14 protein-coding genes and 2 pseudogenes are annotated in these 13,538 nt (G+C 72.2%); 12 read left to right on the forward strand and 4 right to left on the reverse strand.

Annotation, left to right across the window (positions count from 1 at the left end; genetic code table 11):
• Positions 1-3: 3 nt before the first annotated feature.
• Positions 4-900 carry a dihydropteroate synthase gene (folP, locus tag OG303_RS42585; RefSeq protein WP_405875265.1) on the forward strand — a complete coding sequence of 299 codons (897 nt, stop codon included), beginning with the start codon at positions 4-6 and terminating at the stop codon, positions 898-900.
• 66 nt (positions 901-966) lie between these two features.
• Here the strand turns inward: folP and OG303_RS42590 are convergent, their stop codons facing one another.
• Together OG303_RS42590 and purU are read right to left on the reverse strand one after the other, a co-directional pair.
• Positions 967-1,767 carry an IclR family transcriptional regulator gene (locus OG303_RS42590; RefSeq protein ID WP_405875266.1) on the reverse strand — a complete coding sequence of 267 codons (801 nt, stop codon included), beginning with the start codon at positions 1,765-1,767 and terminating at the stop codon, positions 967-969.
• A gap of 29 nt (positions 1,768-1,796) precedes the next feature.
• Positions 1,797-1,982 (reverse strand): annotated as a pseudogene (gene purU / locus OG303_RS42595) (formyltetrahydrofolate deformylase); the annotation flags it as partial.
• On the opposite strand from purU, the gene OG303_RS42600 reads away from it, so the two are divergent.
• Both OG303_RS42600 and OG303_RS42605 read left to right on the forward strand, forming a co-directional pair.
• Complete coding sequence (locus tag OG303_RS42600; protein ID WP_405877907.1) at positions 1,926-2,120, forward strand: hypothetical protein; 195 nt, start codon at positions 1,926-1,928, stop codon at positions 2,118-2,120. The pseudogene purU and the gene OG303_RS42600 sit on opposite strands and share 57 nt — an antisense overlap.
• Before the next feature lie 45 nt (positions 2,121-2,165).
• Entirely contained in the window at positions 2,166-3,716 is a 1,551-nt protein-coding gene (locus tag OG303_RS42605) for a protein kinase domain-containing protein (protein ID WP_405875267.1), read from the forward strand.
• A gap of 45 nt (positions 3,717-3,761) precedes the next feature.
• Here the strand turns inward: OG303_RS42605 and OG303_RS42610 are convergent.
• Positions 3,762-3,941 (reverse strand): annotated as a pseudogene (locus OG303_RS42610) (dehydrogenase); the annotation flags it as partial.
• A gap of 341 nt (positions 3,942-4,282) precedes the next feature.
• On the opposite strand from OG303_RS42610, the gene OG303_RS42615 reads away from it, so the two are divergent.
• The 4 genes from OG303_RS42615 (at position 4,283) to OG303_RS42630 (ending at position 7,991) form a co-directional block, all read left to right on the forward strand.
• Positions 4,283-5,257 (forward strand): hypothetical protein, encoded by a 975-nt coding sequence (locus OG303_RS42615; protein WP_405875268.1) that lies wholly within the window; start codon positions 4,283-4,285, stop codon positions 5,255-5,257.
• Between the two features lie 150 nt (positions 5,258-5,407).
• Positions 5,408-6,814 carry a rhodanese-like domain-containing protein gene (locus tag OG303_RS42620; RefSeq protein ID WP_405875269.1) on the forward strand — a complete coding sequence of 469 codons (1,407 nt, stop codon included), beginning with the start codon at positions 5,408-5,410 and terminating at the stop codon, positions 6,812-6,814.
• Positions 6,811-7,191: a rhodanese-like domain-containing protein gene (locus tag OG303_RS42625; protein ID WP_405877750.1), complete on the forward strand. Its 381-nt coding sequence runs from the start codon at positions 6,811-6,813 to the stop codon at positions 7,189-7,191. Before OG303_RS42620 ends, OG303_RS42625 begins: the two co-directional genes overlap by 4 nt.
• A complete protein-coding gene (locus OG303_RS42630) occupies positions 7,188-7,991 on the forward strand; it encodes a sulfite exporter TauE/SafE family protein (RefSeq protein WP_405875270.1) in 804 nt (267 codons plus the stop codon). The genes OG303_RS42625 and OG303_RS42630 overlap by 4 nt, the downstream gene beginning before the upstream one ends.
• A 111-nt stretch (positions 7,992-8,102) precedes the next feature.
• Here OG303_RS42630 and OG303_RS42635 read toward each other — a convergent pair whose 3' ends face one another.
• A complete protein-coding gene (locus OG303_RS42635) occupies positions 8,103-8,390 on the reverse strand; it encodes a metal-sensitive transcriptional regulator (protein ID WP_405875271.1) in 288 nt (95 codons plus the stop codon).
• Between the two features lie 125 nt (positions 8,391-8,515).
• Here OG303_RS42635 and OG303_RS42640 point away from each other — a divergent pair, with 125 nt between their 5' ends.
• The 5 genes from OG303_RS42640 (at position 8,516) to OG303_RS42660 (ending at position 13,466) form a co-directional block, all read left to right on the forward strand.
• The gene (locus tag OG303_RS42640; RefSeq protein WP_405875272.1) at positions 8,516-9,103 is read left to right on the forward strand and encodes a rhodanese-like domain-containing protein; all 588 of its coding nucleotides are present in this window, start codon (positions 8,516-8,518) and stop codon (positions 9,101-9,103) included.
• 83 nt (positions 9,104-9,186) lie between these two features.
• Entirely contained in the window at positions 9,187-10,419 is a 1,233-nt protein-coding gene (locus tag OG303_RS42645) for a 4-hydroxybenzoate 3-monooxygenase (RefSeq protein WP_405875273.1), read from the forward strand.
• A gap of 125 nt (positions 10,420-10,544) precedes the next feature.
• Entirely contained in the window at positions 10,545-10,940 is a 396-nt protein-coding gene (locus tag OG303_RS42650) for a VOC family protein (protein ID WP_405875274.1), read from the forward strand.
• A gap of 52 nt (positions 10,941-10,992) precedes the next feature.
• A complete protein-coding gene (locus OG303_RS42655) occupies positions 10,993-11,511 on the forward strand; it encodes a GNAT family N-acetyltransferase (RefSeq protein WP_405875275.1) in 519 nt (172 codons plus the stop codon).
• A 233-nt stretch (positions 11,512-11,744) separates the two neighbouring features.
• Complete coding sequence (locus OG303_RS42660) at positions 11,745-13,466, forward strand: hypothetical protein (RefSeq protein ID WP_405875276.1); 1,722 nt, start codon at positions 11,745-11,747, stop codon at positions 13,464-13,466.
• Positions 13,467-13,538: the final 72 nt, after the last annotated feature.

Genomic DNA, 13,538 nt, shown 5'->3' on the forward strand with positions numbered 1-13,538 from the left:
GCCATGGCCCACGCCACCACCGCGGCGCGGCCGGGAACGCCGGAGCTCCATCCGCACGGCCTTCCGCGGCCCGGCCGGACACTGGTCATGGGCGTCGTGAACGTCACCCCGGACTCGTTCTCCGACGGCGGCCTGTCGTTCGCTCCGGAAGCGGCCGTCGCGCACGGCCTCGCGCTGCTGGAGGAGGGCGCGGACATCGTGGACGTGGGCGGCGAGTCGACCCGCCCGGGCGCGGCGCGGCCGCCGGTCGAGGAGGAGCTGCGGCGCGTCCTGCCCATCGTCCGCGAACTCGTCGCGGCGGGCGCGGTCGTCAGCGTCGACACCATGCGGGCCGAGGTCGCCGCCCGCGCGCTCGACGCGGGCGCACGGCTGATCAACGACGTCTCGGGCGGCCTTGCCGACCCCGCGATGCTGCCGCTGATGGCCCGGGCGGATGCGCCGTACGTGCTGATGCACTGGCGCGGCCACGCCGCCGCGATGCAGGCGAACGCCGTCTACGCAGACGTCGTCACCGACGTGCTCGACGAGCTGCGCCTGCGAGTCGAGGCCGCCCTGCAGGCGGGGATCCGGCCCGGCAGCCTGATCATCGACCCCGGGCTGGGCTTCGCCAAGGAGCCCGAGCACAACTGGGAGCTGCTGGGCCGTCTCGGGGAGGTCGGCACGCTGGGCCATCCCGTCCTCGTGGGCGCGTCACGCAAGTCGTTCCTGGGCCGGCTGCTGGCGGATCCGACGACGGGGCGACCCCGCCCCGCGCGGATGCGCGACGCCGCGACCACCGCGGTGTCCGTGCTCGCCGCCGCCCAGGGCGTCTGGTGCCTGCGGGTGCACGATGTGGCGTCGACACTCGACGCGGTCCGGGTCACCGCCCGCTGGGGTGCCGAGGCGGCTCCCCGCCCTTGATCCATTGATCAAGTGGCCGAGTGGCCAAGGTGTTTCGGCCCGTCGGCGCCGATACGGCGGAGGGGCTCAGCCCAGGTAACCCATCCGGTGGCTGATCTCCTCCGCGCCCTTGAGCAGCACCGGTGCGAGCTCGTGGATGCGCTCCTCCGTGAAGCGGTACGCCGGGCCGGAGGCACTGAGGGCGGCGATGACCTCGCCGTCGCGGGACCGGATCGGGGCCGCTATGGCGTGCAGCCCGATCTCGAGCTCCTCCAGCGTCACCGCGTACCCGCGCTCCCGCGCCTCGGCGAGGTCCTTCTCCAGCTTCGCCTTGGTCGTCAGGGTGTGCGGCGTCAGCTTCTTCCACCCGGACGCCGCGAGCACCTCGGCGCGCTCCTTCGTCGGCAGGTGGGCCAGGAGGATCTTGCCGCTGGACGTGGCGTGAACCGGGGTGAGCTGGCCGACCCAGTTGTGCGTGCCGACCGCGCCCGGCCCGCGTACCTGGTAGAGGTTGACCGCGTAATGCTCCTGCAGGACGGCGATGTTGACGGTCTCGCCGATCTCCTCGGCGAGCCGCTCGCACACCGGCCGGCCCTGCCGCGTGATGTCGAGCCGGCCCGTGACCGCGCCGGCGAGACGCACGATCCCGAAGCCGAGCCGGTACTTGCCCCGCTCGCCCGCCTGCTCCACCAGACCGCGCGTCTCCAGCGCCCCGAGCAGACGGAACGCCGTCGACTTGTGGACGTCGATCTCCGCGGCGACCTCGCTGACACCCGCCTCGCCGCGCTGGGCGAGGATCTCCAGGACGCTGACCGCACGGTCGACAGACTGCACCCCGCTCACCGGCGGGTGACCTGATGTCTCGCCGTCTGCCGTGTAGTTGCTCATGGCGCAACTATAGGGGAGTGCTCGTTCCGTCAGCGGAAGACGACCGTGGTGTGGCCGTTGACCAGCACCCGGCTCTCGCTGTGCCACTCCACGGCGCGGGCGAGCACCTGCGCCCCGACGTCGCGGCCCGTCGTGACCAGCTCGTCCGGGGCGCGCGAGTGGTCCACGCGGACCACGTCCTGCTCGATGATCGGGCCCTCGTCGAGGTCGGCGGTGTCACCTTCACCACAGGTGACATCCTGCACGCCGACGAGGACGGGGTCGTACTGCTGCCCGGCACCGCGTGGACCAGGGGAAAGGAACCCTCCGGGCCGGGACGGACGGCGAGCCTGTTCTTCGACGAGGTCGGTTAGTGTGCATGGCTGAGTGACGCAAAGGGGGCAGAGCAGGCGGAGGGCATGGCTGTGTCGGACGAAGGGCGGCTCGTCGCCGGGCGCTACCGGCTCGTCGAGCGTGTCGGCCGCGGCGGTATGGGCACCGTGTGGCGAGCCGAGGACGAGGCACTCGCCCGCCATGTCGCGCTCAAGAGGCTCCACCGGCAGCCGCACCTGTCCGACGGCGACGTCACCACGCTGTACGAGCGCATCCGCCGCGAGGCGCGCAGCGCCGCCCGGGTCGTGCACCCGAACGTGGTGGTCGTCCATGACGTCGTCGACGACGACGGACAGCCGTGCATCGTCATGGAGTACGTCCCCGCCCACACCCTCGGCGACGCCCTCGGCGGCGGCCGTACCCTGCCGCCCGAGGAGGCCGCGCGCATCGGCCTCGGCGTGATCTCCGCGGTACGGGCCGCGCACGCCGTGGGCGTCCTGCACCGCGACATCAAGCCCGGCAACGTCCTGCTCGGCGCCGGTGGCCGGGTCGTCCTGACCGATTTCGGCATCGCGCAGACCGCCGGGACCTCGACACTCACCCGGACCGGGGAGATGATCGGCTCCATCGACTTCATGGCCCCGGAGCGGATCCGCGGCCACAGGCCCGGCCCGGCCTCGGACCTGTGGTCACTGGGCGCGACGCTGTACCAGGCGGTCGAGGGGCGACTGCCGTACCGCCGCGAGACGGCCATGGAGACCGCCTACGCCATCGCGGTCGACCCGCTGGAACCCATGCGCAGGGCCGGTTCGCTGGAACCGCTCATCGACGCCCTGCTGTCGAAGGACCCCGAGGACCGGCCCACGGCCGAGCAGACCGAACGCGCCCTGCGGGCCACCTGGTCCAGCGGCCCGCCGACCGCGCCGTCCTTCACCGTCGCCCCCGAGGGACAGGCCGGCCCGCGGGACGACGATCCGCCCACGTACCGCTCCTCCGGGACGCGGCCGGTCCCACCCGTGCCGCCGGACGGGAGCGCCCCGAGCCCTCGTCGCGGCCGGAAACGCCGGGTCCTCGTGCCGGTCGTGATCGTCCTGGCCGCGGCCGCCACCGCCGTCACGCTCTACGCGTCGCACCGGGGCGACCAGGAGGCGGCCGGCGCGACGTCCACCCCGTCCGCCACGCCCTCGCCCGTCCCCGACGGCTACCACCTGGTCCGAGCGCAGCAGCTCGGCGCCTCCTTCCCCGTGCCGGACGGCTGGAAGGAGAAGAAGGGGTCGAGTGACGACCAGGTCACCTACGCCGACCCGACCGGCCTGGCCGGCATCACCGTCGGCATGGTGGATCCCGCGGGTTCCCAGCCCGTCGGGCACTTCAAGGACGTCGAGGCGAACACCAAGGCCAACTACCCCACGTACCGCAGGCTGCGTATGCAGGAGACCACCTTCAGGGGGCAGTCGGCGGCGGTCTGGGAGTTCACCTTCCGCGGACGGGCCCGCGCCTTCCGCGCCATCGACCTCGGCTACGGCACCGCGGGCGGCCGCGAGTACGACATCTATCTGTCGGCCCCCGAGGCCCGGTGGGCCACCTACCGTCCGGTCTTCGACAAGGTCAGGGACGGGTTCGCCGAACAGAAGTAGTGCGGGACGGGCAGGCCCGGCGCGAGCCGATGTGCGGGGCGCGCGTCAGGCGTCGGTGCGGACGAAGACGGGCTTGAGGTGCTTCTCGGGCAGCGCCTCGGGGAGTTGCTCCCAGTCGATGACGTGGGAGACCACCCGTGCGGGGTCGACCTTGCCGGAGCCGGCGAGTTCGAGGGCGTCTGGGATGTGGCCCCGGACGTTGTCGCGAGCGATGCGCACCCTGACCGGCGTCCGCCGGCAGTCGGCCTCCGATGGCCGTCATGTCCGGCTCGCGCTCCGTGAAGTGCACCTGGAACCCGACCCGGGCGGCGCGAACCGGCCGGCCTCGGGCACGAGCGCCGCGTCCGTCAGCGTCTCGGCCGGCGTGCGGCGCTGCTCGAGGCTCGGACGGCCTTCGGGGCGTTCACGGTGATGACGGTCACTGCGCACCTCCCGTGACGATCGTGACAGGGCGACTCTGCCCCAGCTCTCCAACGGGTGTCATAGGGACGGGCGGCGGCGAGTTCGAGATTTTCGCTCCGCTCCGTGGTGTCCTCGGACATGAACCCATGCGGAGGTGGGGCGTGTTGAGAAGTCCTGGGTGGTCGGCCGGGAGCCTGGCCCGGTTCGCCGTGCGCCGCCACTCTCTTCGGCGGCGGCGCCCCGCCGTGCGGCCGAGGCTCGACCTGTTGGAGCCCTGGGAGCAGGAGGTCGACGAAGAGACGGCACGTGCCCATCTCCTCACCGGAGCCCGAGGGCTGCCGTACCGTCCGCGCTCCGTCGAGGACGTACCAGGCGGCGCGTTCGCGGCACTTCGCGAGGCCGTCGGGGCCGGGGATGCCGAGCACCTGTTCGTCGCCCCCGCCCAGACCCGGCCGGGGCGCCTCGGAGGCAGCCGCCTGCAGATTCTGACGCCCACGCGCGTGCTCGGTTTCGGGCCCGGCGGAGTGGCGTTGTGGGTCGGCGCTCCCGCTCTTCCCGGAGTGCGTGCGGTCCTGCGTCCGCAGCAGGTGGCCGCGATCGAGACCGCGCAGATCCTGCTGTACGCCCGTCTGACGATCCTCGCCGCCGACGCCCGCCTGGACCTTCACTACAGCGCCGTCGCCCAGCACGAACTGCATCCCCTGGTGCGCTCGTTGCGTCGCCGTGCCGCCGCCATCGAGCTGGACCTGCCCGATGCCTCCGACGTGCAGGGCGGACTGCCGTACAAATGGCGGCAGTTGCTCGCCTCGGAGGCCGTGCTCCTCGGCGACGGCGATCCGGTCGCCGCCGTCGCCGGGGCGCTGCCCGTGCCCCGGTGGTCGGCGGCCGCGTACGCCGCGGTCCTCCTCACACCCCGTGAGCTCGTCGTCCGCGCAGACCCCGTGCACGGGGGCCGGACCGGCGACCACCACGGCGTGGACACGCACTTCATTCCGCGCACCAGGATCGAGCAGGTGCGCGCGGAGGGCCCCCTCCTGCGAGTCCGCGTCGGCGAAGCGGACCTGCACCTGCCCTTGGGCGAGGACCTGTCCGCCCGGGTCGTCCATGCCTTCGGGCGGCATCTGCCGGTCGTTCCGTAGCTCCCTGTAGCTCCCCTTAGCTCGTTTCGCCGGCGTTTCCGCTCCCGGTGGCTGGGCGCCTCTCTGCCTTCGAAAATACCCTGGGGGGTACCCGTGCTACTGTCGGCGATATACCCCGGGGGGTAATTCTCCAGCGGAAGGGAGTACCTCGTGTTCTTCGTCGACACGATCGAGGTGGCCGGGCTCGGCAACCGGAGTTATCTGGCGGGCGGTGCGCTGACGGCGGTGGCGGTGGATCCGCCGCGCGACATCGACCGGGTGATCGCGGCGGCTGCGCGACGGGGCGTGCGGATATCGCAGGTGGCCGAGACCCACGTGCACAACGACTACGTCACCGGCGGCCTGGAGCTGGCCCGGGTCACGGGCGCCGACTATCTCGTGCCCGCCGGGGCCAGGGTCTCCTTCGCGCGTGTACCGGTGCGCGACGGGGACCGTACGGAGATCGACGCCGCCGGCGGGCTGGCGCTGCGCGCACTCGCGACGCCGGGCCACACGCCGCACCACACCTCCTACGTGCTGGAAGAAGACGGGGCGGCGGTCGCGGTGTTCACCGGCGGGGCGCTGCTCATCGGTACGGTCGGGCGGCCCGACCTGGTCGAACCGCGGCTGACCGCGCACCTTGCCCGCGCCCAGCACGCCTCCGCGCACCGCCTCGCCGCCGAACTGCCCGACGAGACGGCGGTGTTGCCCACGCATGGGTTCGGCAGCTTCTGCTCCTCGTCCCGGGTGGCGGCCGGGGACGGCGGGGACACGACCATCGGCAAGGAGAAGGCGAACAACGAAGCGCTCACCCGGGATGTGGACACCTTCGTCGCCGATCTGTTGGCCGGACTGGACGACGTCCCGGCCTACTACGCGCACATGGGCCCGGCCAACTCCGCCGGACCCGAGCCCCTCGACCTCACCCCGCCCACCGTCGCCGACGCCGACGAGATCGCCGCACGGCTCGCGGCGGGGGAATGGGTGGTGGATCTGCGCAACCGGGTGGCCTTCGCCGAAGGGCATGTCGCGGGCTCCTTCAACTTCGAGGCCGAGGGACAGCTCGCCACCTATCTGGCATGGCTGATCCCCTGGGGCAGGCCGCTGACGCTGCTGGCCGAATCTGCCGGCCAACTCTTCACCGCCCAGCGCGAGTTGGCCCGGGTGGGCATCGACCGACCGGCCGCCGCGGCCACGGGTGATCCGTCCTCCTGGGTGCGCGCGGGCGAGGCCCCGGTCTCCTTCCCGCGCGCCACGTTCGCCGACCTGGCGGACCGCCGTCGGGACGGGCAGGTGGTCGTACTCGACGTCCGGCGGGACTCCGAACGTGCGGGGGGCTTCGTCGAGGGCTCGCTCCACATCCCCGTCCATGCGCTGCACCGGCGGCTCGCTGAGGTCCCGGGCGGCCAGGTCTGGGTGCACTGCGCCGGTGGCATGCGCGCCGCCATCGCTGCTTCCCTGCTGGACGCCGCAGGCCGCGACGTCGTCGCCGTCGACGACGCCTTCGACGCCGCAGAGAAGGCCGGACTGACCGTCCGGACCGTCAGTGCGGTGGGAGGGGGCGGACCGTGCCGTTGAACCTGTTCAGGCGCGGACCCGGCAGGGTCGGTGCACGGCGGGCCGCCGAGCGCACCGGGCACGTGGACGGTGCCCCGGCGGACGATGACGCCGTACTGCTGGACGTCCGTGAGTCGTACGAGTGGCAGGCGGGGCACGCCCCGGGCGCGGTTCACGTCGCCCTGTCCGCGCTGGCGGCGGGCGCGCCACTGCCCGAGCGGGTGGCGGGTCGGCGCCTCGTGGTCGTCTGCCGGTCGGGCAACCGTTCCCGGCAGGCGGCCGAACTCCTGGTCGCTCGGGGTGCCGACGCGGTCGACGTGATCGGCGGGATGCGCGAGTGGGCGCGGCTGGGGCTGCCGGTGGTGGACCGGCACGGCGCGAGCGGAACGGTCGCGTGAGCGTTCTCCTGCTTGCCCTGGCGTCCGGTGCCGTCATCGGTCTGGCACTCGGCGCGCTCGGGGGAGGCGGCAGTGTCCTGGCCGTCCCCGCTCTGATCTACCTGCTCGGTTTCACTCCGGTCGCGGCCACCACCGCCGCCCTGGTCATCGTGACCGTCACCACCGCCACCGCGCTGCCCGCCCACGCCCGGGACGGTCACGTCCGCTGGCGCACCGGACTGCTGTTCGCGGCCGCGGGCACAGGTCCGGCCATGCTCGGCGGGCTGGTGGCGGCACGGCTGCCTGCGGCGGTGCTCACCGCGGCCTTCGCGCTGGTGGCGCTGGTGGCCGCGGTGCGCATGCTGCGACCGCGGGTCGTGGTGGCCGATGCCGTCCCTGCGGTCGTTGTCGGCAGTGCCGGCACTGCCGACAGTGCCGTTCATACGGTCCATGAGGTCCGGCCCGGTCGGGCGGCCGCGGCGGGGGCCGGGCTCGGTGCGGTCACCGGCGTCCTCGGTGTCGGCGGTGGCTTCCTCGCCGTACCGGCGCTGGTGAGCGTTCTCGGGCTGCGGATGCGGGAGGCGGTGGCGACGAGCCTGCTGGTCATCACCCTCAACTCGCTTGCCGCACTGGCCCTGCGGGCAGGCACGGCACACGGACTGGACTGGGCCGTCGTCGGACCGTTCGCCGGGGCGGCGATCCTCGGCTCCTGGGACGGCAAACGCCTCGCGAAGAAGGTGTCGGGGCAGGCGCTTCAGCGGATCTTCGCCCTGGTGCTGCTGGGCGTGGCGGGCTTCATGCTGATCGGCGCGGCGGTGTGACGACGGCCGACGACGGGTCTCTCGTGTCGGTGTGGCGAAGGGTGCGTCGCCGGCGGCGAGGCAAAAGGTGCTTCACGCCGACGAGACCGGAGACGCTTTGCGCCGGTTGCCTCACGCCAGTGACAGGAACAGCTTCTCCAGGCGGGCGCGCATCTGCTCGACGTCCTCGCCGTTCTTCCGGCCGGACTCGACATCGGTCAGGCACTGCTGCAGACCGGTGGCGATGATGGCGAAACCTGCCCGGTCCAGGGCCCGGGAAGCCGCGGCGAGCTGGGTGATGACGTCCTCGCAGTCGCGTCCTTCCTCGATCATCCGGATCACACCGGCGATCTGGCCCTGAGCGCGACGCAGCCGGTTCAGTACGGCCTTCAGGTCCGCACCCGCGAGCTCCATGTCCACGACTACTCCTCGATCGACTTATACCCCTAGGGGTACTGTACGTCCCGGTTCGGGACGGCGTCGAACCCTCAATGAATCACAAGAGTCCCAAAGCATCACAAGAGCGACAAAGGATCACAACTGCCGTGACTACTTCCCCCGTTCCCTCCGCTCTCGGCGCCGACCAGGCCCGCAGCAGGCTGCACGAGCTGACGGTCATCGACGTGCGCACACCCGGCGAATACGCCTCCGGTCACCTCCCCGGCGCCCTCAACATCCCCCTGGACCAGGTCCGCCGCGCCCTGCCCGACATCGGGCGCGCCGCCGAACGCGGTGACGTCCTGGTCGTGTGTGCCTCCGGGGCCCGCTCGGCGAACGCCTGCAAGCTCCTGGCCGAGCAGGGCATCCCGGCCGCGACGCTCACCGGCGGCACCGGCGCCTGGGCCGCCGCCGGACACGACCTGCACCGGCCGGCGGCCGGCGGGGCGCGGGTCACCTGGGGCATGGAGCGCCAGGTGCGTTTCACCGCGGGGACCCTGGTGCTCCTGGGGCTGGCGCTCGGCCTCCTCGTGCACCCGGCGTTCCAGCTGATCTCGGCGGCGTTGGCGGGCGGCCTGGTCTACTCCGCGCTCACCGACACCTGCGGCATGGGGGCCCTGCTCGGCAAGCTCCCGCACAACCGGCCCCGCACGGCCGACCTCGACACGGCACTCGCGGCACTGCGCGGCCGTTGACGCGTCCGGGTCCGGCGGGCCGACCTCTCGTGACCCGAGGCCTACGGTGATCGCTTCCGCTAGTCTGAGTCGGGGGTGGTCAAGTGGCCGACAACGTACGGGAGTTGCGGAAGTCGCCGGAGGCATCGGAGCAGCGGGAGTCCACAACCGTCGTGGTGGTGGGCGCGGGCCCGGCCGGTCTGACCGTCGCCAACCTGCTGCGGCGCAGCGGCATCGACTGCGTCGTCCTGGAACGCAGGAGTCGCGAGTACGTGGCGCAGCGCCAGCGCGCGGGCATCGTCGAAACCCGCGCCGTCCGGATGTTCGACTCCTGGGGGCTGGCCGACCGGGTCCTCGGCGGTGTCCCGTACGACGGCATCCTGGAGTTCCGGGTGGACGGCGAGCGCCACCTGGTAACCGACGACGACGGCTCCGAGGGCCCGTCGGCCCGCCTCTGCCCCCAGCAGGTCCTGGTCCAGAAGCTCACCGCCGCGTACCTCGCCGACGGCGGCGACCTGCGCTTCGAGGCCGCCGACGTCTCCCTGCACGACCTGGCAGGCGACCGCCCGACCGTCCGTTACCGCACCGCCGACGGCACTCTCCGCGCCATCAGCTGCGCCTTCGTCGCCGGTTGCGACGGTGACCACGGCATCAGCCGCGCCGCCGTCCCCGACGGCGTCCTCACCGCGCACGCCTTCGACCACGGCATCGGCTGGCTCACCGTCCTCGCCGACGCCCCACCTCCGGCCCATCCCCTCCTGGCCGTCAGCCCGCAAGGCTTCGCCGCGCACTTCCCGCGCGGCCCGCACACCAGCCGCTACTACCTCCAGTGCCCGCCCGACGACCAGCCCGACGCCTGGTCCGACAGCCGCGTCTGGGACGCACTGCGCGCGAGGCTCGGCGACCCCGCCCTCACTCCCGGCCCGATCACCGATCGCGAGATCTTCCGGCTCCGCAGCCTGGTCCACGACCCCATGCAGTACGGCCGCCTCTTCCTGGTCGGCGACGCCGCCCACATCGTCTCCCCGATGGGCGGCAAGGGCATGAACCTCGCCCTGTACGACGCCGATCTCCTCGCCCGGGCCGTCCGGGACTTCGTCAGCGATCACGACGAGACCGGCCTGCGCACGTACTCGCAGCGCTGCCTCCGCCGGGTCTGGAACGACCAGGAGTTCTCCCACTGGCTGACCCGGACGCTGCACGACGCAGGCGACGACACCCACACCGGCCCCTTCCACCGCAGCCTGGCCCGCGCCCGCCTCGACCGCCTCTTCACGTCCCCCGCCGCTGCCCGCGGTTTCGCGGAACTCATGACGGGGCCGGATCTCGCCGAGTGAGCAGCCGAGGGCAGGCGGAACCCCAAAGCCGTAGAGCGGCAAGGTTTTTCCGTGCGTCCGTCACATTCTCCCGTCGGGCTCCGTCAGCGAAGTGACGCAGCCCCACGACTGGATCGGACAACACGATGCTGACCAACGTCATGTACGTGACCCTCTATGTCACGGATCAGGACCGCGCGGTGCGGTTCTACACGGAACAACTCGGCCTGGAAAGGCGCGTCGACCACTCGGGTCCTGAAGGACGCTTCCTCACCGTGGGCGTCCCCGGCAGTCCGCTCGAGTTCATCCTCTGGCCGCATGCCGCGGCCGCGGGGCAGCCGGCCGAGGCGGGGCCGGGCACCGCGCCCGGTCCGGTCTTCGTCGAGTCGGACGATCTGCGGAAGGACTTCAAGGTGCTGCGCGACCGCGGTGTGACGTTCGACCAGCCCGAACCCGAGGACTACGCGTTCGGGATCCGCGTCGAGGCCGTGGACCCGGACGGCAACCGGATCTCGCTTCGCCAGCGCAGCCGGGCCGTTTGACCACGTCCTCGGTACGGCGAGCACCCTTCGACCGCGCCGTAGGGTGGCGCACATGAGCATCGACGACGTCGCGTTGCGCCCGGTGGCCGAGGACGACCTGGCCGTCCTGGAACGGTTCCTGACCGATCCGGAGACCGCCGCCCCCTTCCAGTGGTTCGGCTGGTGGGACACCGGGCGCTGGCGGCGCCAGTGGGCGGAGGACGGGCTGCTCGGCGACGACGGGGGGCATCTGATGGTGGTGCGCGGCGCGAAGCGGCTGGGGTTCGTCGCCTGGCGGAAGGTCACGCCCACCCGCACCACCTCCTACTGGAACATGGGCATCGGCCTGCTGGTGGAGGCCCGCGGACGGGGCGTCGGAACCGAGGCGCAGCGCCAGTTGGTCCGCTACCTCTTCGCGCACACCACCGCCGTGCGGATCGAGGCGGACACGGAAGCGGAGAACATCGCCGAACAACGCGCCCTGGAAAAGGCAGGGTTCACCCGCGAAGGCATCCTGCGCAGCGTCGCCTTCCGCGACGGCCAATGGCGCGACGGCGTGCGCTACAGCATCCTGCGCGGCGACCTGGCCTGAGCGCCTGGCAGTTCAGGTCCCGGCGGACCGTCGCGGCACCGGCGTCCGGCCGGTCCACCAGCCCGGCCACGGTGACGGAGCCGCCGAACCGCCGGATCCGCAAGGTGAGTCGATGCCGTGACCGACCGCTGCGGCGCTCGTTCTCTGCGGGCTGGTGACAAGGCCGGCGGCGGGTGCTGCGTTCTTGTGAGCACCTCCTGATCGGGGGCTCCCCGTGGCCCTACGGTCCGGCTATGAACACGAGTCGCAGCAGAGTAGGGACGTGGCGCGGCGCCGCGCTGGCGGTGCTGCTGACCGCGGGAGCGCTCACCGCGGCCGCTCCCCAGGCGCAGGGAGACGGCGCGCGCACCGAGACGCCCGTGGCGTCGACGCATCCGGCCGACGGTGTGTCCGAGTCGGTGGTGCGGGTGAAAGTGCCGTTGCCGCAGTCGTTCGGGGCTCGTCCGGGGGCCTGCGACTGGCTGTCGTATCTGCGCTACCGCGCCGCCGACGGGCCGAGCGCCTCCGCCGATGCCGACCGGATCCTCGTCGCCCAACCGGGGATCCTGGAAGGCGCCGGAGCCTTCGACAGCGTGGCCCGCAACACCGTCGCGCAGGCAGCCGAACACGGGCGGCACATCGAGTTCTGGGCCCTGGACCGGCGCTCCAACTGCCTGGAGGACCCGACCGGCATCGCCTCGGGCGACCAGCACACGGCCGTCGACTACTACTACCGGGGCAAGCAGGTCGGTGGCCGGACCTTCGCCGGGTTCGTCGGCAACGAGCAGCTCGGCTGGATGGCGAAGCTCGGCATCGAGCAGACCGTGCGGGACGAATACGACCTGCTCACCGCCGAGTTGCCCGACCAGGCGGTGCGCAGGAGCAAGGTGCTGTGCGGTGGGCACTCCCTCGGCGGCGTGATCACCGGGTACTTCGCGGCGGCCGACTTCGACGGCGACCCCGCCACCACGGCGGACGCCGGGCAGAACCAGTGCGCCGGGTACTTCGCCCTCGACACGACCATCTCCACCTCACTGGCCGACCTGAGCGGCAGCATGCCGGACGACACCAACCTGCCCGACATCGGACTCGGCTATACGGCGGTGCAGGCAGGGCTCGACAGCGGCGTGCTGTCCCGCTCGCTGTCCGCGCCCGTGCTGCTCAACCCCGAGACCATGACCCTGCTCGCCATCGCCGGCCTGGGGGCCGTGCGCGCCCCGGACGCCGAGGCGGACCTGCCCTCCTATCTGCCCTCCAACGCCAACATCGAGACCACCAACCGCTTCCTGTTCTCCAAGGACACCGCCACGTTCCTCACCGGCTCACCCGCGGTGAAGGACTTCCGGCTCACCAACGCCGCGGTCCTCGGGGCGCTGATGGACGACAACTCCGTACCCCTGGCCTTCCTGCAGAGCAGCGTGGGCCTCTTCGACGGCGGGCCGGTCACCGACAAGAACTTCCCTGCCGCCAATGGTAGTTCGACCCAACCCCAGCTCTTCGGCGTCGAGTACAAGGCCATCCCCGCACAGCCCCACGGACCGCTCTACACCTGGCGCAATTACGACCGTGTCGGCGACGCCGACGACCCCGGGTACCGGTCGGCCGACGGCACCCCGTTCACCAACGCGAGCAAGGAGGTCACCGACATCCACGAACTGGCCCGCAGCATGGGGGAGCAGCCGCTGGACTTCACCGAGCAGTACTTCCCGACCAAGCTGGTCACCGACATCGAGTTCGCGACCTCGCCCCAGGTGAAGCAACTCGTCGTGCACCCCGAGGGGTTGACGGCCAACCCGACGCTCACCGTCCTCGCGGGCGACGGACTGCTGGCGGGCCGCGCCCCCTGGGACCTGCACCCCGTGATCGCGCCCGGCTACCAGCACCTGGACGTACTGACCGCGGCACCCGTGCAGAACGACGGCCGGCCCGAGATCGTGTCCAGCAACCTCGCGGCGTTCGCGCGGACACCCCAATAGCCGTTCCGCAACGGCCGTTCCCCGCACGCACGAAAGGGGCCCGGGAGGATCTCCTCCCGGGCCCCTTCGTGC

The organism is Streptomyces sp. NBC_00005, assembly GCF_045160215.1.
Classification (GTDB): domain Bacteria; phylum Actinomycetota; class Actinomycetes; order Streptomycetales; family Streptomycetaceae; genus Streptomyces.